Source organism: Variovorax sp. Varisp85 (genome assembly GCF_047304045.1).
GTDB lineage: Bacteria > Pseudomonadota > Gammaproteobacteria > Burkholderiales > Burkholderiaceae_C > Variovorax.
The window spans coordinates 1-23,359 of sequence record NZ_JBGLYN010000095.1 but is presented as its reverse complement, the minus strand read 5'-3'; the positions used below and the strand labels follow the sequence as shown (position 1 = coordinate 23,359).

The following is a 23,359-nucleotide window of genomic DNA, read 5'->3' as shown; positions in this document are numbered from 1 at the left end:
GAAGGGGTGGGGGCAAGCGGCGCTCGATAGCTGGATCTGGCGGCCGGCGCTACTTGGGCGCCGCAGCGTCGCCGCCGCTCGGCGCGGGTGCCGCGCCGCCGGAGGAACTGCCGCCATTCGGGCCGCTCATGCCGCCGACACCGGAGTCGGCGGGCCTGACGCCCGCCGGGCTCGCGCCGGTCACCTTCGGTGCGGGGGGTTTGGGATCGCAGGCACTGGCCAGCACACCTGCAACCAGGCACAGGCCGACGATCTGCAAGCGCTGGCATCGTGGCATAGACACTCCTTGAGGAAGGATGGTCCGACAAACAAACTGGCTGTTTTTCTTGCCTCGTCCTTCGCTCGCCGAAGGCCCGGTTTGCGACAGAACGGGGTGTGTTTGTCGCATCATGCGGCAGCATCCAGTCGGGATCAAGGGGCGCAAGGGCGCAATAACCCTTGGAGCCGGCCGTGCCCCCGACTGTCGGCTATCGTTCGCGCCATGAATGCCTCCCTCCGCCTGGGTTGGCGCACGCTCTGGCGCGACCTGCGCGCCGGCGAGCTGCGCCTGTTGATCGTCGCCGTGCTGCTGGCCGTGGCTGCGCTCACGGCCGTCGGCTTCTTCGCCGACCGGCTGCAGGGTGGGCTGAAGCGCGATGCGCGCCAGTTGCTGGGCGGCGATGCGGTGATCGTCAGCGACAACCCGACCCCCGCTGCCTTCGTGGCGCAGGCCAGGGCGCTCGGCCTGGAAGGTTCCGGCACCTACGGCTTCCCGACCATGGCCCGGGCCGAAGATACGCAGGGCGGCGCCAGCAAGCTGGTGGCGCTCAAGGCCGTGGCCGCGGGCTATCCGCTGCGCGGCAGCCTTTTGACCTCGGCCACCCTCGAAGGCCCCGGCAAGGCGACGCGAGACATCCCACCGCCGGGCGAGGTGTGGGTCGATGCCTCGCTGCTCGACTCGCTCGCGCTCAAGGTCGGCGACACGCTGCTGCTTGGCGATGCCGGCCTGCGCGTCGGCCGCGTCATCACGCTGGAGCCCGACCGCGGCGCCGGCTTCATGAGCTTCTCGCCGCGCGTGATGATCAACCAGGCCGACGTCGCGCGCACCGCGCTCGTGCAGCCGGCCAGCCGTGTCGGCTACCGCTATGCGGTGGCGGGCAGCGACGCGGCGGTGAAGCGTTTTTCCGACTGGGCCGACGCCACCATCAAGAAGGGCGAGCTGCGCGGCGTGCGGCTCGATTCCTTCGAGGGCGGCCGGCCCGAGATGCGCCAGACGCTGGACCGCGCCGAGAAATTCCTGAGCCTGGTCGCGCTGCTCGCCGCTCTGCTGTCGGCCGTGGCGGTGGCGCTGGCCGCGCGCGGCTTCGCGGCCAGCCACCTCGACGACTGCGCGATGCTGCGCGTGCTGGGCCAGAGCCAGCGCACCATCGCCGTCGCCTATGCCTTCGAGTTCGCGGTGATCGGCATCGTGGCCAGCGCGCTCGGCGTGGCGATCGGCTTCGCGGTGCACTACGTGTTCGTGCTGCTGCTGGCCGGGCTGGTCGAAACCGCGCTGCCCGCAGCCACGCTGTGGCCGGTGGCCTTCGGACTGGGCATGGGGCTCACGCTGTTGTTCGCCTTCGGCCTGCCGCCGGTGCTGCAACTGGCCCGCGTGCCGCCGCTGCGCGTGATCCGGCGCGATGTCGGCGGCCTCAAGCCCGCTTCGCTCGCGGTGCTGGGTGTCGGCGTCGCGGGCTTCGCGGCGCTGCTGATGGCGGCCAGCAGCGACATCAAGCTGGGCCTCATTGCCGTCGGCGGCTTCGCGGGTGCGGTGGCCGTGTTCGCGCTGCTGAGCTGGCTCGCGGTGAAGGTGCTGCGCCGCAGCGTCAACGAAACCACCGCGCCGCGCTGGCTGGTGCTGGCCACGCGGCAGATCTCGGCGCGGCCGGCGTATGCGGTGGTGCAGGTCAGTGCGCTGTCGGTGGGGCTGCTGGCGCTGGTGCTGCTGGTGCTGCTGCGCACCGACCTCGTCGCGAGCTGGCGCCAGGCCACGCCGCCCGACGCGCCGAACCGCTTCGTCATCAACGTCATGCCCGACCAGAGCGACGCCTTCCAGAAGTCGCTGCGTGATGCGGGCGTGCGCAAGTTCGACTGGTATCCCATGATCCGCGGCCGCCTCGTGGCCATCAACGACAAGCCGGTGTCGCCCGACGACTACGCCGAGGACCGCGCCAAGCGGCTGGTGGACCGCGAGTTCAACCTCAGCAACAGCGTGGCTGCACCTGCGCACAACAGCATCACGGCCGGCAAGTGGACGCCGGATGCAGCCGGCGAAGTGAGCGTGGAAGAGGGCCTGGCCGAGACACTCGGCCTCAAGCTCGGCGACTCGCTGCGCTTCGACATCGGCGGCACGCAGAGCGAGGCGCGCATCACCTCGCTGCGCAAGGTCGACTGGGGCTCGATGCATGCCAACTTCTTCGTCATGTACACGGTGGCTTCGCTGGCCGACGTGCCCACCACCTACATGGGCGCCTTCCGCGCGCCCGAGACGCGGGGCTTCGACAACGCGCTGGTGCGCAGCTATCCGAACGTCACCAACGTGGACATGAGCGCCACCATCAACCAGGTGCAGCGTGTGCTCGACCAGGTGATCCGCGCGGTCGAATTCCTGTTCGGCTTCACGCTCGCGGCCGGGCTGGTGGTGCTGTTCGCGGCTGTCACGGCCACGCGCGAGGAGCGCGCGCGCGAGTTCGCGGTGATGCGCGCGGTGGGCGCGCGTGCCAGCCTGCTGCGGCAGGTGCAGCGCGCCGAGCTGGCGGGTGTCGGCCTGCTTGCGGGTTTTCTCGCGAGCATCGTGGCCTCGGCGATCGGCTGGGCGCTGGCGCGCTATGTGTTCGAGTTCACGTGGAGGGCCTCGCCCATCGTGCCGGTGGCCGGTGCGCTGGCTGGCGCGGTGCTCGCGCTGGGAGCCGGATGGTGGGGCCTGCGCGACGTGCTGCGCCGCCCGGTGGTCGACACGCTGCGCCGCGCTGCCGAGTAGCAAACTTTTTCTTCGGATTCGGGCCGGACGGGGCCGGGGAATGCAATACATTCCCCGGCCCCGTATTCAATTCAGAAGAAGCTTTCTACATGCGCTTGGCGTCATTCCAGATCACCAACTTTCGCTCGATCAACGACAGCGGCCTCATCGATTCCACACAGCAGATCACGGCGGTCCTCGGACGGAATGACAGCGGTAAATCGAACCTGCTGCGCGCACTCCACAGCCTGAACCCGGCAGAGGGCCTGGCCGAACTCAGCCCCATCAAGGACTTCCCGCGCCACCGGCGGCTCGAGGAGTGCACTGGCGAAACGCCGGTCGTCTTCACGCGCTGGAGCCTCGACGAAAGCGAGCAGGCCGAGCTGGCCGGGATCCTGCCGCGCGCGGCGGGCGTGCGCCACGTCACGGCGGCCCGTGGCTATGCCGCCGCGCGCCGGGCCGGGCTCGAAGGGCTCAATGCGCTGTCGCTCGACGTGAGCGACATCAAGGGCAAGGTCCGCAAGATCGTGCCGGCCGTGAAGGCCGCCGCCGAAAAGGTCGCTGAGGAAGCGAAGGCGACGCTCGAGCAGGAGGCCGACACCTTCGATGCCGCGATGATCATGAGCCCCGACTACATCAAGTGGTCGGCCGGCGCGGTCAAGGCGGCGCAGGCCCTGCGCAAGGCGCTGGCCGCGGCGGGCGCCGAACTCAGCGACAAGCAGGAGCAGATGCTGGCCGAGCTGGAAGACATGGCCCTGTCCATCGCCAATGACGCGCCCGCGCTCGCCCGCGCGCAGGCCTGGGTGATCGGGAAGCTGCCGCGCTTCGTCTATGTCGACGAATACCCCGCGCTGCCCGGCCGCCAGAACATTGCCGAGTACCTGGGGCGCCAGGGCTGGGGCCAGCTCACGCCCGAGCAGCAGAGCTTCGGCAAGCTGTGCAAGGTCGCGGGGCTCGATCCGCAGCAGCTGCAGGACCTGCTGGAAAAGAACGACCAGGCCACGCGCAACCAGCTCGCCAATCGCGCGGGCTCGGTGGTGACGGCCGAGGTCCGCCGCCTGTGGAAGGACCGTGCGCTGAAAGTGCGCTTCAACCTCGACGGCCAGTACCTCGACACGCTGGTGTCCGACCCGAACGGCGCCTACGAGGTCGAAGTGAACCTCGACGAGCGCAGCCGCGGCTTCCAGTGGTTCTTCTCGTTCTACATCGCGTTCTTTGCTGACACGAAGGGCGGGCGTGCGGAAGACGCGGTGCTGCTGCTGGACGAACCCGGGCTGCACCTGCACCCGCACTCGCAGGCCGACCTGCTGGCGCACTTCGAGAAAGACTTCGGCAACCAGATCATCTACACCACGCACTCGCCGTTCATGGTGCCTGCGCATCGGCTCGACTCGGTGCGCACGGCCAGCCTCGGCGAGACCAGCGGCACCACTGTGAGCAATGCCGCGGAGGGCGACGAGCGCACGCTGTTCCCGCTGAAGGCTGCACTGGCACTGAGCCGGCTTGGGAGCGAGCCGGTGGAGGTGGAGGCCGCGAAGGCCGTGGCTGTGAAGGCGGAGCCGACGAAGCCGGCGGCTGCAAGAACGGTGACTGCAGAGGGCGTGAAGCCTGTCAGGGCGGCCAAGCCCGTGGAGGTGATGCCTGCCGCCGTGGCAGCGCCTGCCGAAGTGGCGCCCGTTGCCGCAGTCGTTGAGCCTGTCGCCGCACCGATCGCCGCACCGGTCGCTGCCCCGGTCGCGGTGCCACCCGTCACCGTGGCTGCGGCTCCCGCGCCCATGGCCGCGCCTGCCGAGGCGGTCGCCGAGCAGGTGGAACCGGGCTGATCATCCGCGCGCGGCCTGCCTCGTGACCGGGGTGGGCGGGACTTCGTCGCCCTCCTTGAACATCCGCTCCCCCGCAAAGTCCACAAACGCCCGCACCTTCGGCGACAACTGCCGGCTCGACGGCCACAGCGCCGAGAACTGCCCCTGCCGCACGAGGTGCGTGGCCAGCACGCGCTGAAGCTCGCCGCGGTACAGCGAATCGCGCGCCAGGAAGTCGGGCATGTAGGCCACGCCGAGTCCGGCCACGGCCGCGCCCAGCATGGCTTCCATGTTGTTGCACAGCAGGCCGGGCGGCAGTTGCGCGGGCAGCCCGGGCAGGTCCCATTCCTCGACCTTGCCGCCGGTCACGAACTTGTATCGCAGGCAGGCGTGCTGTATCAGGTCGGCCGGCACCTGTGGCACGCCGTGGCGTTCGAGATAAGCCGGTGAGGCCACCAGCACGAACTGGAACGGGCCGAGCCGCCGCGCCACCAGTTGCGAATCGACCAGGTCGCCGCTGCGGATGGCTACATCGACGCCCTCGGCGATCACGTCGACCAGCCGGTCGTTGAAGTCGAGGTCGAGCTCGATCTCGGGGTAGCGCGCCTTGAAGTCCGGCAGGATCGGCAGCAGGAAGCGGTAGCCGATGGTCGGCAGGCTCACGCGCAGCCGGCCGCGCGGGGCGGCGACGGCGTCTTGCATCATGGCGCGCGCATCGTCCAGCTCGTCGAGGATGCGGCGGCAGCGCTCGTGGAAGAGCGCGCCTTCCTGCGTCAGCCGCGTGTGGCGCGTGGTGCGGTTGAAAAGGCGCACGCCGAGCTGCTGTTCGAGCCGTGCGACATTCTTGCCCACCGCCGAAGCCGAGATGCCCAGCTGCCGGCCGGCCTTGGCAAAGCTCAGCTGGTCGGCCGCGCGCACGAAAGATTCGAGTCCGCTGAAGCTGTCCATGGATTAGCAACCCTGGGTTGGGAGTGTGAGGATCACTGGCGTCATTTTCATTCCATTGATTCCTTTCTATCTTCTGTGGCTTCCTTTCTCCTGCGTGAAAGCCTTCGATGTCCACGTCTTCCCCCAACAAGAACTGGCTGCTGGCCGCCGTCTGCCTGGCAGCGCTGGGCATGCCGCTGAGCTTCACCGGCCCGGCGGTGGTGCTGCCCGCGGTCCGCGATGCGCTGGGCGGCAGCCCGGTGCAGCTCAACTGGGTGACCAACGCCTTCATGCTGAGCTTCGGCGCCACGCTGATGGCGGCCGGGGCGCTGGCCGATGCCTATGGGCGCAAGCGCGTGTTCCTGCTGGGGCTCGCGGTGGTGGCGCTGAGCAGCTCGCTGCTGACGCTGGCCCCGGGCATCGTCGCCTTCGATCTGGCGCGGGCCCTGCAGGGGCTGGGCTCGGCCGCGGCCTTTGCGGCGGGCACGGCCGCGCTGGCGCAGGTGTTCGACGGCGCGGCGCGCACGCGGGCCTTCAGCCTGATCGGAACTTCGTTCGGCGTGGGGCTGTCGTGCGGCTCCATCCTCTCGGGCTGGCTCGCTGAGAGCTTCGGCTGGCAGGCGGTGATGCTGAGCCCCGGCGCGGTCAGCCTCGTGGCGCTGTGCATCGCCGCGCCGAGCATGCGCGAGTCGCGCAATCCGGATGCCATGGGGCTCGACATGCCGGGCACAGCGACTTTCACCGCCGCGCTGAGCCTGCTGACGCTCGGCGTGCTGCAGGCGCCCGCCAGCGGCTGGGGCAGCCCGTGGGTGCTTTGCGCGCTGGCGGGCGCGGCGCTGATGGGCGCGGCCTTCATCGCCATCGAGCGGCGCGTGGCGCATCCGATGCTCGATCTGTCGCTGTTCCGTTTTCCGCGCTTCGTGGGCGTGCAACTGCTGGCTGCCGCGCCGGCCTATGGCTTCGTCGTGCTGCTGGTGCTGTTGCCGATCCGCTTCATCGGGCTGGAAGGGCGCAGCGCAATCGAGGCGGGGACTTTCATGTTCGCTCTCTCGGGGCCGATCCTCGTCGTGCCGACGCTGGCGGCATCGCTTGCGCACCGGTTCTCGGCGGGCGTGATCTCGGCCGTGGGGCTGCTGGTGTGCGCGGCGGGGCTGTTCTGGCTCAGCCGCTGCGCGCCGGGCACGCCGCTGCACGACATCGTGTGGCCGCTGTTGTTGATCGGCGCCGGCATCGGCCTGCCGTGGGGCTTGATGGACGGGCTGGCCGTGAGCGTGGTGCCGCGCGAGCGTGCGGGCATGGCATCGGGCATCTTCAACACCGTGCGGGTGGCGGGGGAGGGGATTGCGCTGGCGCTGGTGGGGGCCGGGCTGACGGCACTTGTGACGGCGCGACTGGGGCCTGCCGCCGCCGCATCGCAGGCGGCGCAGCGCGTCACGACCGGGGACTTGTCCCAGGCGCTGGCCCTGCTGCCCGGCATGGACCGCGCGGCGCTGCTGCATGCCTACGGCGCGGCGTTCGGCACGCTGCTGTGCGTGCTGGCAGGCGTGACGGTGGTGACGGCGCTGGTGGTGTTCGCGTTCCTGCGTGGCGAGACGCACGCTGAGGCTGGTGCCGTGGCGCTGGAGTCGACGGCCTGTTGAGACCTGCTCAGGCTTGCGCGGCCGCCTCGAAGATGTCGCGCAGCCATTGCGTGAACACTCGCACCCGCGACGACAGCTGCCGGTTCTGCGCGTACAGCACCGAGACCGGCATCGGCGGTGGCGCGAAGCCGGGCAGCAGCACCTTCAGTCGCCCGTCTGCAAGTTCGCTGGCCACGCGATAGCGCGGCACCTGCACCAGCCCCAGGCCCGCGACGGCCGAGCCGGTGTACAGGTCGGCGCCCGTCACCGAGACGATGCCGCCGAGCTGCACGCTCGTCACCCGCCCGTCGACCGTGAATTCGAGCGGCACCGCCTTGCCCGTGGCGCTGGAGATGTAGTGGATGGCGCGGTGCGCCGACAGCGCTTCCACGCTCTCGGGCTCGCCGTGCTGCGCCAGGTAGGCCGGGCTCGCGACCGTGACCTGCGGCAGCAGCGCCACGCGCCGCCCGACCATCGATGAATCTTGCAGCGTGCCCGCGCGCAGGACGCAGTCGACGCCTTCGCGCACCAGGTCGACCAGCCGGTCGTCTTCGCCGATGTGCAGTTCCAGGTCGGGATATCGCGTCAGGAACGCCGGCAGCGCGGGCACCACGAAATGCCGCGCCAGCGTGCCCTGCAGGTTCACGCGCAGCAGCCCCTTGGGCGCCTCGTCGCGGAACAGGCCTTCGGCCTCTTCGACGTCGGCCAGCAGCCGAACGCAGCGGCGGTAGTAGGCCTCGCCGTCCTGCGTGAGGCGCACGGTGCGGGTGGTGCGCTCCAGCAGCCGGGTTCCCAGGCGCTGCTCCACGCGCTTGATCAGGTTGGTGACGGTGGCGCGCGGAATCTGCAGGTCTTCGGACGCCTGCGTGAAGCTCTGGCGCTCGGCGATGCGTACGAAGGCCAGCATTTCCTGGAAGCGGTCCATGGCCGGGCTCCGAATCTATTGTTGAAATAAATGGAATAGTAATGGCAATTTGAGGCTGATTATCTTTGTATGGGAACGATCGATCATTCGTCTCACCAACCCACCACTGCACAGGAAACAGCCATGAACAAGCCCTCCAACTCCAAAGTCGCCCTCGTCACCGGCGCATCGCGCGGCATCGGCGCCGCCATTGCGCGGCGTCTCGCCAAGGACGGCTTCGCGGTCGCCGTCAACTACGCGTCGAGCCCGGCGCAGGCCGACGCCCTCGTCGCCGAACTGCAGGCCGCCGGCGGCAAGGCTTTCGCGGTCAAGGCCGACGTGGCCAGCGCCGGCGAAGTGCGCGCCATGTTCGACGCCGTCGAGGTGCAACTCGGCAAGGTCGACGTGCTGGTCAACAACGCCGGCGTGCTCAAGACCGTGCCGCTGGCCGAGCACACGGACGCGCTCTACGACCAGACCTTCGACATCAACGTGCGCGGCACCTTCAACACGCTGCGCGAAGCCGCCACGCGCGTCAACGAGGGCGGGCGCGTCGTCAACTTCTCGAGCACCACGCTCGCGCTGAACATGCCCGGCTATGCGATCTACAACGCCACCAAGGCGGCGGTCGAGGCCTTCACGCACGTCTTCGCCAAGGAGCTGCGCGGCCGAAACATCACGGTGAATGCCGTGGCGCCGGGCCCGATCGCCACCTCGCTGTTCCTCGACGGCAAGACCGACGAACAGATCCAGACCTTCGCCAGGATGCCGCCGCTGCAGCGCCTCGGCCAGCCCGAGGACATCGCCTCGGTGGTGGCCTTCCTCGCCGGCCCGGACGCGGGCTGGGTCAACGGGCAGGTCCTGCGCGCCAACGGCGGCGTGGCCTGAGCCATTCGCTTTCTCGGATCAACCCAACCCATACGGAGAAACCTCATGCAAAAGCAGATCATCCTGGTCACCGGTGCTGGCACCGGCATCGGCAAGCTCGGCGCGCAATCGCTGGCCGAAGCCGGCCACGTCGTCTACGCGTCGATGCGCGACATCGCGGGCCGCAATGCCGGCCGCGCCGCCGAACTGCGCTCGCTTGCCGCGGCGAAGAACATTCAGCTCTACCCACTCGAACTCGACGTGCTCTCGCAGGACTCGGCCGATGCCGCCGCCGCGACCATCGTGCGCGAGCAGGGCCACCTCGACGTGGTGATGCAGAACGCCGGCCACCTCGTGGTCGGTCCGACCGAGGCCTTCACGCCCGAAGAGATCGTGAAGGTGTTCGACACCAACGTGCTCGGCGCGCAGCGCGTGAACCGCGCGGTGCTGCCGTACCTGCGCAGGCAGGAATCGGGGCTGATACTGTGGATCAGCAGCACCACCACCAAGGGCGGCTTTCCGCCGTTCATGGGCCCTTATGGCGCGGCCAAGGCGGCGATGGATTCGCTGGCCGTCACGCTGGCCTACGAGATCGCGCGCTTCGGCATCGAGACTTCCATCGTCGTGCCGGGCGCATTCACCAGGGGCACCGACCACTTCCCGAGCGCGGGCAAGCCGGCCGATGCCGCGACCGCCGCCGCCTACAGCCGCTACGACGGCGTGATGGACCAGATCGGCGAACGCCTCTCGGCGCTGACGCCCGACAACGCCGACCCGCAGGCCGTGGCCGACGAAATCGTGCGCATCGTGGGCTTGCCCGCCGGCACACGGCCGATGCGCTCGCTGATCGACTTCGTGGGCGACGGTGCTACGGAGGTGTTCGAGGTGTCGGAGCGTGTGCGCATCGAGTTCGCGAAGCGCATCGGCATGGGCGATCTGCTCGAAGCGAAGGTACGGCGCCAAGAGGCCAAGAAGCTAAGAGGAAGTTAAGGGAGGCGTCATAAAAGGTGGGTCGGTCTTCCTGTCCAATAGCGGCATGGAAAACCCACCCCACGACCTCGCGGAACGCGTGACCGAGCTCGAGATCAAGTCGAGCTACGCCGAAGACCTGCTCGACCAGCTGAACATGACGATCTACCGCCAGCAGCAGCAGATCGACCGGCTGATCCTGCAGGTGACGCAACTCAAGGAGCAGGCGCAAAGCGCGGGTCAGGACGGCGCTGCGCGCAACCCGCGCGACGAGCTACCGCCGCACTATTGAAGACGTTCAGCCGTGCGAGTGCCAGAGCACGGCGAAGAAATGGCAGGTGCTGCCCGCCAGCACGAACAGGTGCCACACCGAATGCGCGAAGCGCACCTTGTTGTCGAACAGGAACACCACGGCGCCCGCCGTATAGAAGAGCCCGCCGGCCACCAGCCAACCCAGCCCCGCCGGTGACATGCGCTCGTACAGCGGCACGGCAGCCATCAGCGCCATCCACCCCATCGCCACATAGAGTCCGGTCGACCACAGCGGATGCTGCAGCCGGTTGAACAGCTTGGCGCTCACGCCCAGCACGGCCGCCGCGCAGATGGCGCCGAACAGCGTCCACCCCAGCGGACCGCGCAGCACGCCGAACACGAAGGGCATGTAGCTGCCCGCGATGAACAGGTAGATGGCCGCGTGGTCCAGCCGGTTGAACCAGGCCTTGGCCCGGCCCATGGGCAGTGCGTGGTACAGCGTGGAGATCAGGTACAGCACGATGGCCGTGCCCGCGAACAGGCAGGCGCCGACCACGCCCGCGGCCTGCCCCTTCTGCGCCGCGTTGTAGACCAGGATGGGCAGCGCGGCGATGGCCAGCGCCAGGCCCAGGCCGTGGCTCAGGGCATTGAAGAGTTCTTCCATCGCCGTCTGGTCGCGGGCTGCCAGCACGGAGGTGCGCTGCGAGGGTTGCGTCTGGGAGGGAGCTGTCGTCATCGGAACCTCATGCAGATGGAGGGATGCAGTGGTTGCCTACTTGACCTGCTGCTTGCCCAGCTTGCGCGCCAGCGTGCGCCGGTGCATGCCGAGCCTGCGCGCGGTCTCCGAGATGTTGAAGCCGGTTTCGGCCAGCGTCTCGTGGATGCGCTCCCATTCGAGCGTCTTGATCGAGGTCGAGCGGTTGGTCAGCTCGACCTCTGTGGTGCCGGCGGCTCGGCCGAAGGCGGCCTCGATGTCGTCGGTGTTCGACGGCTTGGCCAGGTAGTGGCAGGCGCCGAGCTTGATGGCCTCGACGGCGGTGGCGATGCTGGCGAAGCCCGTCAGCACCACGATCAGCATCTCGGCGTTGTGCCGGTGCAGCATCTGCACGCAGGCCAGGCCCGAGGCCTCGCCGTTGAGCTTGAGGTCGACCACCGCGTAGCCCGGCGACGAGGTGGCGAGCAGCGCCTCGACGTCTCCGAGGTTGTTGGCGAGCGCCACGGCATAGCCGCGCCGCTCGAAGGAGCGGCCGAGTGTGCGCGCGAAGGCGTCGTCGTCCTCGACGATCAGCAACTGGCGCTCAGCTCCGGTTTCGGTCATGGCCTTCCGTTTCGATGGTCTCGCCGTCGAGGACCTCTTCGTCCCCTGCTTCTTCTTCCAGCACGATGGCCGCGAGCGGCAGCGTGATCGTCACGATCGCGCCGCCCTCGGGCCGGTTGGCCGCCGCGACGCGGCCACCCACGGTGCGCGCCACGTTGACGACCAGGAACAGCCCCAGCCCGCCGCCGGGTCGCCCCTTGCTCGACTGGTAGGGCTTGCCGAACTCCTTCAGGATGGCCGGCAGGAAGCCGGGGCCCGCGTCGGTGACCGTGATCGTCAGCGCGTCGGCGTCGTGCGCCGCTTCGAGGCGCAGCCAGTGCGGCGACGCCTCCAGCGCATTGTCGAGCACGTTGCAGATCATCTGCTTCAGCGCCGAGTCCGAGACCATGGGCAGGTCGCGGCCGAAGCGATTGTCGTATTCGAAATCTTCCACCGGGCGGGTGGTGCGCCACTCTTCGATCAGGTCGTCGAGGAAGGTGCTGACGGTGGTTTCCTCGGAGGACTCGCCGCGCGCCTCGCCGGCCGACAGCAGGATGCCGCTCACGATGCTCTTGCAGCGCTGGATCTGCAGCTCCATCTCGGCCACCTCGGTCAGCAGCTCGGGGTCGGAGCTGAAATGCGGCAGCCGGCGCCAGTCGCCCAGGATCACCGCCAGCGTGGCCAGCGGCGTGCCCAGCTCGTGCGCCGCACCCGAAGCCAGCAGGCCCATGCGCACGATGTGTTCTTCCTCCGAGGCGCGCTGGCGCAGGTCGGCCAGCCGCGCGTCGCGCGCGCGCAGGTTGCGGCTGATGCGGGTGATGAAGATCACGAGCAGCGCCGCGTTCAGCGCGAAGCACACCAGCATGCCCTGGACGAAGGGGCTCCAGAGGCCGCGGTCGTGGTCCAGCGGCAGCGCGAGCGGGCGCGAGAACAGCGCCAGCCCGGCGAAGCAGATGCTGGTGATGACCACGATGGTCCAGGTCGACCATGGCTTCAGCAGCACTGCGCCCAGCGTCACCTGCAGCAGGAACAGGAACACGAAGGGGTTGGTGGCGCCGCCGCTCAGGTAGAGCTGCGCGGTGAGCGTGGCCACATCGACCAGCAGCGCGAGGAACAGTTCGCCGTTCGTCACGCGCCGGTGGCTGCGCGAGCGCAGCAGGCTGACCATGTTGAAGAGCGCCAGGCAGGCCAGCACCTGCAGCATGTGGTCCAGCGGCAGGCGGATCGCGAAGCCGTAGTGCACCACCAGGATGGTGACCACTTGCCCGACCACGGCGAACCAGCGCAGCTGGATCAGCTGCTGCATGTTCTGGTGGCCGGTGGCGTTGTCGAGGCTCGCGACACCGGCGCGGGGGGCGTGCAGCTCTCCTGCGATCGCCTCAATCGCGGTGGGCATCTTCGGCAGGGCGGGTGTCGGCATGGGCCGCATTTTCGCTGCGCCGCACGAACCAGGCGGCGATCAGCACCATCAGCGCCAGGCCATACCAGGTCAGGGCGTAGACGAGATGGCTGTTGGGGAAGGCGATGACCGTGAGGCCGGCGGCGGGCCAGGCCGGGGTGCCGTTCGCAGCCTGCGCGGGAGCGGCCTCGGCATCGACGAAGTAGGGCGCGACGTTGTTCAGGCCGCGCGCCGCGGCAATGGCCTGCACGTCGCGCGAGAACCAGCGCTCGCCGGCCGGATCGTTCTTGCGCAGGAAGCCGCCCTTGGGTTCGGTCAGGCGCAACAGGCCGGCGACGTTGGTTTCGCCCTGCGGCTCTGGCGCGGTGCGGGCCTGGCGTTCGCGCGCCTCGGGCGGCACGAAGCCGCGATTGACCAGCACCACGGTGCCTTCGGTCGTGCGCAGCGGGGTCAGCACCCAGAAGCCCGGGCCGAGCTTCGTGCTGGCCTGCACCAGCGTTTCCTTGTCATGGAGGAAGATGCCGGCGAGGCGGACATGCCGGTATTCGTCGTTGGCCGCGTTGACGGTGGGCCATTCGGTTCGCCCGGGGGCCGTGGCGGCCGGGGCATGCACGCGCTGGTCGACGCGGGCGATGAGATCGAGCTTCCAGGCCCTGCGCTCGACCTGCCAGGTGCCGAGCGAGATGAAGCCGGCAAAGGCGAGAGCGGCGCAGACCGCCAGCGCCACCCGCGCCACCCGCGAGGTATCGGAACGCTGGCGCGCGGCCTGCTGCGTCATCAGGGCATGTTCTTCATGTCATGCATCGAGTGCGGCATCATGTTGGTGTTCATGTGGTACATGACCCACAGCGAACCGGCCAGCGTGATGACCACGAGCACCAGCGTGAAGATCAGTGCCAGCATGTTCCAGCCGCCTTCGGACTTGGCGTCCATGTGCAGGAAGTACACCATGTGCACCACGATCTGCACCACGGCAAAGGCCAGGATGACCAGCGCGGTGGTGCCTGGCTTGTCGAAGACCTTGCCCATCACGATCCAGAACGGAATGGCGGTGAGGATCACGGCCAGCACGAAGCCGGTCATGTAGCCCTTGAAGGTGCTGTGGCTCACCGGGCCGTCGTCGTGGCCGTGGTCGTCATGGCCATGGGCGCCATGGCCGGCGGTTTCGATATGCGCGCTCATTGCAGCGATCCCATCAGGTACACGAAGGTGAAGACGCCGATCCAGACCACGTCCAGGAAGTGCCAGAACATCGACAGGCACATCAGGCGTCGGCGGTTGGCGGCGGTGAAGCCGTGCTTGGGCAGCTGGATCATCAGCACGATGAGCCAGACGATGCCGAAGGTCACGTGCAGCCCGTGGGTGCCCACCAGCGCGAAGAACGACGACAGGAAGGCGCTGCGCTGCGGGCCGGCGCCTTCGTGGATCAGGTGCGCGAACTCGTACAGCTCCAGGCCGATGAAGCCCGCGCCCAGCAGGCCGGTGATGGCCAGCCAGAACAGCACGCCGCCCATGCGGCGCTGCTGCATCTGGAGCACGGCAAAGCCGTAGGTGATGGACGAGAACAGCAGCAGCGAGGTGTTGATCGCCACCAGCGGCAGGTCGAACAGGTCGGCGCCCGAGGGGCCGGCCGCGTAGCTGCGGCCCAGCACGCCATACACCGCGAACAGGCAGGCGAAGACCAGGCAGTCGCTCATCAGGTAGAGCCAGAACCCGAGCAGCGTGCCGTTCTCGGGGTGGTGGTCTTCGTTGCGGACGTTGAACACCTCGAAGGTGGGCACGCTCGAGGCGTTGCCCACGGTGTTCGCGTGGCTGGAGGGGAGGGCGGTACTGTTAGACATGGGCGGCCAGCAGGCGCGTGCGCGCGTCTTCGGTGCGAACGACTTCATCCGCGGGGATGTGGTAGTCGCGCTTGTAGTTGAAGGTATGGATGATCACGGCGGCGAGCATGGAGAAGAAGCCGATGCCGGCCACGAGCCACATCTGCCAGATCAGAGCGAAGCCGCACAGCGCGGCCAGCGCGGCGATGATGAAGCCGGCGGCCGTGTTCTTGGGCATGTGGATCGGGCTGAAGCCTTCCACCGGACGCTCGTAGCCGCGGGCCTTCATGTCGGACCAGGCGTCGTTGTCATGGATGCGCGGCGTGAAGGCGAAGTTGTAGGCCGGCGGCGGCGACGAGGTCGACCACTCCAGCGTGCGGCCGTTCCACGGGTCGCCTGTGGTGTCGCGCAGCGACTCGCGGCGGATGTAGCTCACCACCAGCTGGATGATGAACGAGCCGATGCCCAGCGCGATCAGCACGGCGCCGAAGGCAGCAACCTGGAACCAGATCTGCAGCGACATGTCCTGGAAGTGGTTCATGCGGCGCGTGACGCCCATCAGGCCCAGGATGTACAGCGGCATGAAGGCGAACCAGAAGCCGACGATCCAGAACCAGAACGAGCACTTGCCCCAGAACGGATCGAGCTTGTAGCCGAAGGCCTTCGGGAACCAGTAGGTGATGCCGGCCAGCATGCCGAACAGCACGCCGCCGATGATCACGTTGTGGAAGTGGGCGATCAGGAACAGGCTGTTGTGCAGCACGAAGTCGGCCGGGGGAACGGCCAGCAGCACGCCGGTCATGCCGCCGATCACGAAGGTGATCATGAAGCCGATGGTCCACATCATGGGCAGCTCGAAGCGGATGCGGCCGCGGTACATGGTGAAGAGCCAGTTGAAGATCTTCGCGCCCGTCGGGATCGAGATGATCATCGTCGTGATGCCGAAGAACGAGTTCACGCTGGCGCCGGAGCCCATGGTGAAGAAGTGGTGCAGCCACACGAGGTACGACAGGATCGTGATCACGACCGTCGCGTACACCATCGAGGCGTAGCCGAACAGGCGCTTGCCCGAGAAGGTGGAGACCACTTCCGAGAAGATGCCGAAGGCCGGCAGGATCAGGATGTACACCTCGGGGTGGCCCCAGATCCAGATCAGGTTCACGTACATCATGGCGTTGCCGCCGAGGTCGTTCGTGAAGAAGTTGGTGCCGACGTAGCGGTCGAGCGACAGCAGGGCCAGCACGGCGGTCAGCACCGGGAAGGCGGCGACGATCAGCACGTTGGTGCACAGGGCGGTCCAGGTGAAGACGGGCATCTTCATCATGGTCATGCCGGGCGCGCGCATCTTCACGATGGTCGCCAGCAGGTTCACGCCGGAAAGCAATGTGCCCACCCCCGCTATCTGCAACGACCAGATGTAGTAGTCGACCCCCACGTCGGGACTGAACAGGATGCCAGACAGCGGCGGATAGGCCAGCCAGCCGGTCTTGGCGAACTCGCCGACGAACAGCGACGCCATCACGAGGCCGGCGCCGAAGGTGGTCATCCAGAAGCTGAAGTTGTTCAGGAACGGGAAGGCCACGTCGCGCGCGCCGATCTGCAGCGGCACCACGAAGTTCATGAGGCCCGTGACCAGCGGCATCGCCACGAAGAAGATCATGATCACGCCGTGGGCGGTGAAGACCTGGTCGTAGTGGTGCGGTGGCAGGAAGCCGGCGTTGTCGCCGAAGGCCATCGCTTGCTGGGCCCGCATCATCAGGGCGTCGGCGAAGCCGCGAAGCAGCATCACCAGGCCCAGGATGATGTACATGATGCCGATCTTCTTGTGGTCGATGCTGGTGATCCAGTCGCGCCACAGCATGCCCCACAGCTTGAAGTAGGTCAGTGCGCCCAGCACGGCGATGCCGCCCAGCACCACGCCCGCGAAGGTCGCGAGCAGGATGGGTTCGTGGAAGGGAATCGCCTCCCAGGAGAGGCGGCCGAAGACGAGCTTCGTCAGGTCTAGGTTCTGCAACATCTTATTCTTCGGTGGTGCACATCGCGGTGACGTACTTGCGCTTTGGCGAATCGAGGGAGTCGGCCTGCCAGGCCTGCTTGGTGGCGACGTTGAAGGCGCCGGGCTTGCCCAGGCCGCCGTCGGCGTCGATGGCCATCATTTCCTTCATGCACATCTTGCTGCGGTCGACGCACAGGTTGAGGATGGCGTCGTACAGCGCGGGGTCCACCGACGCGTAGTGGCGCACGGGCTCGCGTTCGCTCGGCACCTCGAGCTTCTTCTGGTAGAGCTCGCGCGTGAGTTCGCCGTCCTTGCCGGCCTTGACCTTCTGCACCCACTGGTCGAAGTCGCCGTTGCTCAGGCCGTGGAACTTGAAGCGCATGCCCGAGAAGCCGGCGCCGCTGTAGTTGGCGGAGAAGCCTTCGAACTCGCCCGGCTTGTTGATCACCGCGTGCAGCTTGGTCTCCATGCCCGGCATGGCGTAGATCTGGCCGGCCAGAGCGGGGATGAAGAACGAGTTCATGACCGAGGAGGCCGTGATCTTGAAGCTGATCGGGCGGTCCACCGGGGCGGCCAGCTCGTTCACCGTGGCGATGCCCTGCTCGGGGTAGATGAAGAGCCACTTCCAGTCGAGGGCCACCACTTCGACCACCAGCGGCTTGGCTTCGGCCGGGATTGCGCGTTGCGCGTCGAGGCGGCGCAGCGGCTGGTAGGGGTCGAGCGTGTGGGTGCTGATCCAGGTGATGGCGCCCAGCGCGATGATGATGAGCAGCGGCGCCGCCCAGATCGCCAGTTCGAGCTGGGTCGAGTGGTCCCAGTCGGGGCTGTAGGTGGCCTCCTTGTTCGACTGGCGGTAGCGCCAGGCAAAGAAGACGGTCAGGGCGATCACCGGGATGATGATGATCAGCATCAGCACGGTGGAGACGACGATGAGGCGTCCCTGCTGATTGGCGATGTCGCCGGAGGGGTTCATCAACACCGTGTTGCAGCCCGCCAGGAGCATGGCGGAAAGCAGCAGGAGTGATCGGCGAAGGTTCTTGAGGATGTGCATGCCGGGGGAAAAGAGGTGCAGGGGCGACGCAAAAAGACCCCACAATCTACGCTCGAAGACGGGTTTCGCCTATTGGACGTTTTGTCCTATGGCGGTAAATGTGTTTCGGTGCGACGCTCTAGGTTCTCCATGGTCTTTTGTGTCGCGTCCAGGCGTGACACCTGAATTACAGCAAGCAATGACGACGTCCAGCATCAGTCCGCAAGGCGCACAGCCGCTGCCGAACTCGCCCGAGCACGGCGGCGCCCGGCAGGGCGACGACCACTCGCACATCGCCCCCGGCGAGATCGCGGTCGGCGTGATCATCGGCCGCGCCTCCGAATATTTCGACTTCTTCGTCTACGGCATCGCCTCGGTGCTGGTGTTCCCGGCGGTCTTCTTCCCCTTCGAGCAACACCTCGAAGGTGTTCTGTACTCGTTCCTGATCTTCTCCTTCGCCTTCATCGCGCGTCCGTTCGGAACTGTCATCTCGATGATGATCCAGCGACGTTTCGGGCGCGAGGCTAAGCTCACGCTGGCGCTTTTCGTGCTGGGCACCTCCACCGCCGGCATCGCTTTCCTTCCGGGCTACGCGAGCCTCGGCTTCACGGCCATCGTGCTGCTGTCGGTGTTCCGCTTCGGCCAGGGCCTGGCGCTGGGCGGCTCGTGGGACGGCCTGCCTTCGCTGCTGGCGCTGAATGCGCCCGCCAACCGCCGCGGCTGGTACGCGATGCTGGGCCAGCTGGGTGCGCCCATCGGCTTCTTCATTGCCAGCGCGCTATTCGCCTACCTGTATTCGAGCCTGCCGTCCGAGGACTTCCTCGACTGGGGCTGGCGCTATTCCTTCTACGTGGCCTTCGCGATCAACGTGGTGGCGCTGTTCGCGCGCCTGCGCCTGGTGGCCACCGACGAATACTCGCGCCTGCTCGAGGAACGCGAACTGGAGCCCACCAGCGTGACCGAGCTGGTCCGCTCGCAGGGCGCCAACCTGCTGATCGGCGCCTTCGCCGCGCTGGCCAGCTATGCGCTGTTCCACCTGATCACCGTGTTCCCGCTGTCGTGGATCACGCTGTACTCCGACCAGTCGGTCAGCGAATTCCTGGTCGTGCAGATGATCGGCGCGGTGCTGGCCGCAGCCGGCATCGTGGCCTCGGGCCTGCTGGCCGACCGCATCGGCCGCCGCTTCACTCTGGGCGGCCTGGCTGCTGTGATTGCCGCGTTCAGTGGCTTCGCCCCCACGCTGCTCGATGGCGGCCGTCTCGGCCAGGACATCTTCATTCTGGTGGGCTTCGTGATCCTGGGCCTGTCGTACGGCCAGGCGGCCGGCGCCGTGACCTCGAACTTCGCGCCCAAGTACCGCTACGTCGGCGCGGCCCTGACGGCCGACCTGGCCTGGCTGATCGGCGCGGCGTTCGCGCCGCTGGTCGCGCTGGGCCTGTCGGCCCACTTCGGCCTGGCGTACGTCAGCGTCTACCTGCTGTCGGGCGCGGTCGCCACGCTGGCCGCGCTGGGGCTGAACCGGGCGCTGGCGCGCGACTGACCGGCTGCGCAGCCATTTCTTCCGTAAGGGGCCGTTTCGGCCCCTTTTTCATTAGGATGCCCCGATGTTCGCTGCCGCAATTTTCGACATGGATGGGCTGCTGATCGATTCGGAGCGCCCCATCATGGCCGCCTGGATCGAGGCTGCCCGCACGCTCGGCATCGAGCTTTCGCATAGCGAGTACCTGCAGGTCGTGGGGCTGGCCACCTCCGAGTCCGAACTCATCCTCGCATCGCTGCTCGGCGGCGCTGACGCCTACCGCCACGCCATCGGCCATGTGCGCCAGCGGCTGCAGCTGGCGCGCTCCGACGGCACGCCGCTGTTTCCCATCAAGCCCGGTGCGGGCGAATTCCTGGCGGCGCTGCGCGAACGCGGCACGCGCTGCGCCGTGGCCTCGTCGTCGACCAGCGGGCAGATCCAGGCCTGCCTCGGCAGTCTCGACGTGCTTCATCACTTCGAGGCTTTCGCGGGCGGCGACGAGGTGGCGCGCGCCAAGCCCGATCCGGCGCTCTACCTGCTCGCAGCCGGGCGGCTGGGCGTGGACCCCGTGGACTGCATCGCCTTCGAGGACAGCGAGAACGGCGCCAAGGCGGCGCTGGCCGCGGGCATGCGCGTGGTGGTGGTGCCCGATCTCAAGCAGCCGCCCGAATCCATCGTCGAGCGGGCATTCCACGTACTCGGCTCGCTGCACGACGCGTTGGCACATCTGCCGCGCTGGTTTCCTTCGCCGGCGGAAAGGCAGCAGCCCGCGTGACCGGGTCTGTTCAGAGCACTTCGTCGCGCAGCTGCGGGAACACCTTCGACACCTTTGCGAGCAGGTAGTCGCCGTAGCGGCCGTTGAAGGCGTGCACGTTGGCGCGGTCCCAGCGCTCGGCGCTGTCGTCGCGTGCCTCGGCGCCGGCGAGCCCTGCGATGCGCTGCACGCGGGCCTCGAAATTCGGATCGAAGAACAGCGGGAACGACAGCCGGTCGCGGCCCGAGGTGTTGCGCTTCACGCGGTGCGGCGTCGACTTGTAGAGCCCGCCGGTCATGCGGTCGAGCATGTCGCCGATGTTGCAGACGAACGAGCCGGGAATCGGCGGCGCGTCGATCCATCCGTCCGGCGTGTGCACGGCGAGGCCGCCCACGGTGTCCTGGTGCAGGATGGTGAGCAGCCCGTAGTCGGTGTGCTCGCCCACGCCCCATTGCACGTCGAGGCCTTCGGGCACTGGCTGCGAGGGGTAGTTGAAGAGGCGGAACAGGATCAGCGGGTCGGCCGTGTAGCGTTCGGCGAAGTAGCTCCCGGGCAGGCCCAGGCTCAGCGCGATGCCTTCCATCAGCCGGTGGCCGAGTTGCGTGACGGCGGCCATGTAGTCGAGGATGGTCTCGCGCAAGCCCGGCACATCGGGAAACAGATTGGGCCCGTGCACCGGCGTCTTCGCCTGCACCAGCGGATGCGTGGCGGGCAGCTCGGTGCCGAGGTAGAGCCCTTCCTTCCAGTCGGGCCGGCCGGAGGTCAGCTCGCCGCCGAGGGGAAAGTAGCCGCGCCACGCGCGCCCGCCCAAGGCCATGCGCCACCGCATCTTGGTTTCCTCGGGCAGGTCGAAGAAGCGGTGGCTCAGGTCTTCGAGCCGCTTCACGAGCGCCGCGTCGACGCCGTGGCCCGTCGCGTAGAAGAAGCCGTGCGCGCGGCAGGCCGCGCCGATCTGCGCGGCGACTGCGTCGCGCCCGGCTGTGCCCGCCACGAGGGGCGCGACGTCGATGAGGGGGAGGGCCGTGTCGGTCATGCGTCTCTCGCAAAGGGCGACCGGATGTCGGCCAGGAACTGCTGCGCGCGCGGATGCTGCGGACGGTTGAAGAAATCGTCGGGCGTGGCGCGTTCCAGCACCTTGCCCTCGTCCATGAACAGCACGCGGTCGGCCACCTCGCGCGCGAAGCCCATCTCGTGCGTCACGCAGACCATCGTCATGCCGTCGCGCGTGAGGTCGCGCATCACCAGGAGCACTTCACCGACCATCTCGGGGTCGAGCGCACTCGTGGGTTCGTCGAACAGCATCAGCGGCGGCTGCATGGCCAGCGCGCGCGCAATCGCCACGCGCTGCTGCTGGCCGCCCGACAGTTCGCTGGGCCACGCATTCGCCTTGTTCGACAGGCCCACGCGCTGCAGCAGCGCCATCGCGCGCTCCTCGGCCTCCTTGCGCGTGAGGCCGCGCAGCTGCATCGGCGCCATGGTGCAGTTCTGCAGCACCGTGAGGTGCGGAAAGAGGTTGAACTGCTGGAACACGAAGCCGATGCGCGAGCGGAAGGCGTTCACGTCGAGGCCGGGCGCATGGATGTCCTGGCCGTCCACGGCGATGCGGCCCGACTGGATCGGCTCCAGCCGGTTGAAGGTGCGGATCAGCGTCGACTTGCCCGAGCCCGAGGGCCCGCACACCACGACGACTTCGCCCTTGTGGATGGTCTCGGTGATGTCGACCAGCGCGTGGTAGCTGCCGTACCACTTGTTGACTTTTTCGAGTTCGATCATGCGGACACCTTGGGTGCAACGGTGGACATGCCGCGGCGCGCAAGCCGGCGTTCCAGCCAGTAGGCGAAGCGCGACAGGCCGAAGCAGAGAATGAAATACGTGCCGCCCAGGATCAGGTAGATCTGCGCCGGCTTGGTGAACACCTGCGTGTTGATCTGCGTCGCGATGAACGACACCTCGGCCAGCCCGATGATGTAGCCCAGCGAGGTTTCCTTGATGGTCGAGACGAACTGGTTCACCAGCGAGGGCAGCATGCTGCGCAGCGCCTGCGGCAGCACCACGAGGCGCATCGCGCGGCCGTAGCCCAGGCCCAGCGCGCGGGCGGTTTCCATCTGCCCGCGGGGCAGGCCCTGGATGCCGGCGCGCACGATCTCCGCGAGGTAGGCGGCGTCGAATATCACCAGCGCGATCAGCATGGTGGTGAACTGGTCGGTCTTCACGCCCGTGACGCTCGGCAGGAAGAAGTAGGCCCAGAAGATCACCATCAGCAGCGGCAGGCCGCGCACCACGAACACGAAGCCCGTGACCGGCCAGCGCAGCCAGCGCCACGGGCTGACGCGCGCGAGGCCGAGCACTATGCCCAATGGCAAGGCGAGTACGAGCCCGCAGGAGGCCAGCAGCAGCGTGAGCACCAGTCCGCCGAGCGGGCCATTCGGGTACTGCCCGATGAGGAAGTAGACCCAATAGTCGTTGATGATCTGCAGCATCGCCCGGCGTCCTCAGATCGTGCGCACCGGATACCGGTGGTGGTACCACGTCGCCAGCCCCGTGATCGCCAGCGACACCGTCAGGTACGCCGCGCTCGCGAAAGCGAAGGACTCGAAGCTGCGGAAGGTCGCGCTCTCGACCTGGCCGGCCTGGTACATCAGCTCGGCCACACCGATCACAGTGGCGATGGAGGTGTTCTTCCAGAGGCTCAGCGTCTGCGAGATCAGCGGCGGGACAGTCACGCGCAGCGCCTGCGGCAGCACCACGCCGCGCATGGTGGCGAGGTAGCTGAAGCCCATCGCGCGGCCGGCCTCGAACTGCACCGTGGGGATCGCGCGGATGCCGCTGCGGATGTCCTCGGCCATGAAGGCCGCCGTGTACAGCGACAGCGCGATCACCGCGCTGTAGGCCTCGATGTGCCCCGCGTAGAGCCATTGCTTGATGCCTTCGGGCAGCAGCTCGGGCGCGCCGAAGTACCAGAAGAGCATGTGCGCGAGCAGCGGAATGTTGCGGATCGATTCGACATACGCGAAGCCCACCCAGCGCAGCGGCGCGAAGGGCGAAAGGCGCAGCAGCGCCACCACCAGCGCGATGGGCAGCGCCAGCACCAGCGCGGCCGCGAGCAGCTGCAGCGACAGCAGCAGGCCCGCGACCAGCATGTCGTGGTACTTGCCGGTGAGCAGCAAGGAATAGTCGAACAGGGGCATGGGGGGCGACAGTATCACCGCCGCGAGGGGAGTTGGCTC

23 protein-coding genes are annotated in these 23,359 nt (G+C 67.9%); 8 read left to right on the top strand and 15 right to left on the bottom strand.

Annotated features, from left to right (window positions below; genetic code table 11):
- Positions 1-49: 49 nt before the first annotated feature.
- Entirely contained in the window at positions 50-277 is a 228-nt protein-coding gene (locus ACCC97_RS26725) for a hypothetical protein (RefSeq protein WP_007839233.1), read from the bottom strand.
- Between the two features lie 204 nt (positions 278-481).
- On the opposite strand from ACCC97_RS26725, the gene ACCC97_RS26720 reads away from it, so the two are divergent.
- Complete coding sequence (locus ACCC97_RS26720) at positions 482-2,998, top strand: ABC transporter permease (RefSeq protein ID WP_413335966.1); 2,517 nt, start codon at positions 482-484, stop codon at positions 2,996-2,998.
- Between the two features lie 89 nt (positions 2,999-3,087).
- Entirely contained in the window at positions 3,088-4,800 is a 1,713-nt protein-coding gene (locus ACCC97_RS26715; protein ID WP_413335965.1) for an AAA family ATPase, read from the top strand.
- On the opposite strand, the gene ACCC97_RS26710 is transcribed toward ACCC97_RS26715, so the two are convergent.
- Positions 4,801-5,727 carry a LysR family transcriptional regulator gene (locus ACCC97_RS26710; protein WP_007839236.1) on the bottom strand — a complete coding sequence of 309 codons (927 nt, stop codon included), beginning with the start codon at positions 5,725-5,727 and terminating at the stop codon, positions 4,801-4,803. It abuts the gene before it with no gap.
- 107 nt (positions 5,728-5,834) lie between these two features.
- Between ACCC97_RS26710 and ACCC97_RS26705 the strand changes: the two genes are divergently transcribed.
- Positions 5,835-7,346 (top strand): MFS transporter, encoded by a 1,512-nt coding sequence (locus ACCC97_RS26705; RefSeq protein WP_413335964.1) that lies wholly within the window; start codon positions 5,835-5,837, stop codon positions 7,344-7,346.
- 7 nt (positions 7,347-7,353) lie between these two features.
- On the opposite strand, the gene ACCC97_RS26700 is transcribed toward ACCC97_RS26705, so the two are convergent.
- Positions 7,354-8,250 (bottom strand): LysR substrate-binding domain-containing protein, encoded by an 897-nt coding sequence (locus ACCC97_RS26700; RefSeq protein ID WP_413335962.1) that lies wholly within the window; start codon positions 8,248-8,250, stop codon positions 7,354-7,356.
- Positions 8,251-8,373: 123 nt separating this feature from the next.
- Here ACCC97_RS26700 and ACCC97_RS26695 point away from each other — a divergent pair, with 123 nt between their 5' ends.
- The 3 genes from ACCC97_RS26695 to ACCC97_RS26685 are packed head-to-tail and all read left to right on the top strand — an operon-like array spanning position 8,374 to position 10,357.
- The gene (locus ACCC97_RS26695; RefSeq protein ID WP_413335960.1) at positions 8,374-9,117 is read left to right on the top strand and encodes an SDR family oxidoreductase; all 744 of its coding nucleotides are present in this window, start codon (positions 8,374-8,376) and stop codon (positions 9,115-9,117) included.
- Between the two features lie 45 nt (positions 9,118-9,162).
- On the top strand, positions 9,163-10,086 hold the full coding sequence (locus tag ACCC97_RS26690) for an SDR family oxidoreductase (protein ID WP_413335958.1): 924 nt from the start codon (positions 9,163-9,165) through the stop codon (positions 10,084-10,086).
- Positions 10,087-10,132: 46 nt separating this feature from the next.
- Positions 10,133-10,357, top strand: coding sequence for a SlyX family protein (locus tag ACCC97_RS26685; protein ID WP_007839244.1), 225 nt, complete (start codon positions 10,133-10,135; stop codon positions 10,355-10,357).
- A 6-nt stretch (positions 10,358-10,363) separates the two neighbouring features.
- Here ACCC97_RS26685 and trhA read toward each other — a convergent pair whose 3' ends face one another.
- Genes trhA through cyoA form a run of 8 tightly spaced genes read right to left on the bottom strand, consistent with a single transcriptional unit; the run spans position 10,364 to position 17,880 of the window.
- A complete protein-coding gene (trhA, locus tag ACCC97_RS26680) occupies positions 10,364-11,053 on the bottom strand; it encodes a PAQR family membrane homeostasis protein TrhA (protein WP_007839245.1) in 690 nt (229 codons plus the stop codon).
- Between the two features lie 36 nt (positions 11,054-11,089).
- A complete protein-coding gene (locus tag ACCC97_RS26675) occupies positions 11,090-11,635 on the bottom strand; it encodes a response regulator transcription factor (protein ID WP_413315350.1) in 546 nt (181 codons plus the stop codon).
- Entirely contained in the window at positions 11,616-13,010 is a 1,395-nt protein-coding gene (locus ACCC97_RS26670) for an ATP-binding protein (protein WP_042674621.1), read from the bottom strand. The genes ACCC97_RS26675 and ACCC97_RS26670 overlap by 20 nt, the downstream gene beginning before the upstream one ends.
- Positions 12,994-13,791 carry an SURF1 family protein gene (locus ACCC97_RS26665; RefSeq protein ID WP_413335955.1) on the bottom strand — a complete coding sequence of 266 codons (798 nt, stop codon included), beginning with the start codon at positions 13,789-13,791 and terminating at the stop codon, positions 12,994-12,996. Before ACCC97_RS26665 ends, ACCC97_RS26670 begins: the two co-directional genes overlap by 17 nt.
- Entirely contained in the window at positions 13,791-14,195 is a 405-nt protein-coding gene (cyoD, locus tag ACCC97_RS26660; RefSeq protein WP_007839253.1) for a cytochrome o ubiquinol oxidase subunit IV, read from the bottom strand. Before cyoD ends, ACCC97_RS26665 begins: the two co-directional genes overlap by 1 nt.
- Positions 14,192-14,854, bottom strand: coding sequence for a cytochrome o ubiquinol oxidase subunit III (gene cyoC / locus ACCC97_RS26655; protein ID WP_413335953.1), 663 nt, complete (start codon positions 14,852-14,854; stop codon positions 14,192-14,194). Before cyoC ends, cyoD begins: the two co-directional genes overlap by 4 nt.
- A complete protein-coding gene (gene cyoB / locus ACCC97_RS26650; protein ID WP_413315346.1) occupies positions 14,847-16,850 on the bottom strand; it encodes a cytochrome o ubiquinol oxidase subunit I in 2,004 nt (667 codons plus the stop codon). Before cyoB ends, cyoC begins: the two co-directional genes overlap by 8 nt.
- A gap of 1 nt (position 16,851) precedes the next feature.
- Positions 16,852-17,880 carry a ubiquinol oxidase subunit II gene (cyoA, locus tag ACCC97_RS26645; RefSeq protein ID WP_042674611.1) on the bottom strand — a complete coding sequence of 343 codons (1,029 nt, stop codon included), beginning with the start codon at positions 17,878-17,880 and terminating at the stop codon, positions 16,852-16,854.
- A 178-nt stretch (positions 17,881-18,058) separates the two neighbouring features.
- Here cyoA and ACCC97_RS26640 point away from each other — a divergent pair, with 178 nt between their 5' ends.
- Complete coding sequence (locus ACCC97_RS26640) at positions 18,059-19,399, top strand: MFS transporter (protein ID WP_007839257.1); 1,341 nt, start codon at positions 18,059-18,061, stop codon at positions 19,397-19,399.
- A 64-nt stretch (positions 19,400-19,463) separates the two neighbouring features.
- Entirely contained in the window at positions 19,464-20,153 is a 690-nt protein-coding gene (locus ACCC97_RS26635; protein WP_413315345.1) for an HAD family hydrolase, read from the top strand.
- A 10-nt stretch (positions 20,154-20,163) separates the two neighbouring features.
- Here ACCC97_RS26635 and ACCC97_RS26630 read toward each other — a convergent pair whose 3' ends face one another.
- Genes ACCC97_RS26630 through ACCC97_RS26615 form a run of 4 tightly spaced genes read right to left on the bottom strand, consistent with a single transcriptional unit; the run spans position 20,164 to position 23,320 of the window.
- Positions 20,164-21,165: an isopenicillin N synthase family dioxygenase gene (locus ACCC97_RS26630; protein ID WP_413335951.1), complete on the bottom strand. Its 1,002-nt coding sequence runs from the start codon at positions 21,163-21,165 to the stop codon at positions 20,164-20,166.
- The gene (locus tag ACCC97_RS26625; RefSeq protein ID WP_007839260.1) at positions 21,162-21,905 is read right to left on the bottom strand and encodes an amino acid ABC transporter ATP-binding protein; all 744 of its coding nucleotides are present in this window, start codon (positions 21,903-21,905) and stop codon (positions 21,162-21,164) included. Before ACCC97_RS26625 ends, ACCC97_RS26630 begins: the two co-directional genes overlap by 4 nt.
- Positions 21,902-22,612, bottom strand: coding sequence for an amino acid ABC transporter permease (locus ACCC97_RS26620; RefSeq protein WP_007839262.1), 711 nt, complete (start codon positions 22,610-22,612; stop codon positions 21,902-21,904). The genes ACCC97_RS26625 and ACCC97_RS26620 overlap by 4 nt, the downstream gene beginning before the upstream one ends.
- 12 nt (positions 22,613-22,624) lie before the next feature.
- Positions 22,625-23,320 (bottom strand): amino acid ABC transporter permease, encoded by a 696-nt coding sequence (locus ACCC97_RS26615; protein WP_413335967.1) that lies wholly within the window; start codon positions 23,318-23,320, stop codon positions 22,625-22,627.
- Positions 23,321-23,359: the final 39 nt, after the last annotated feature.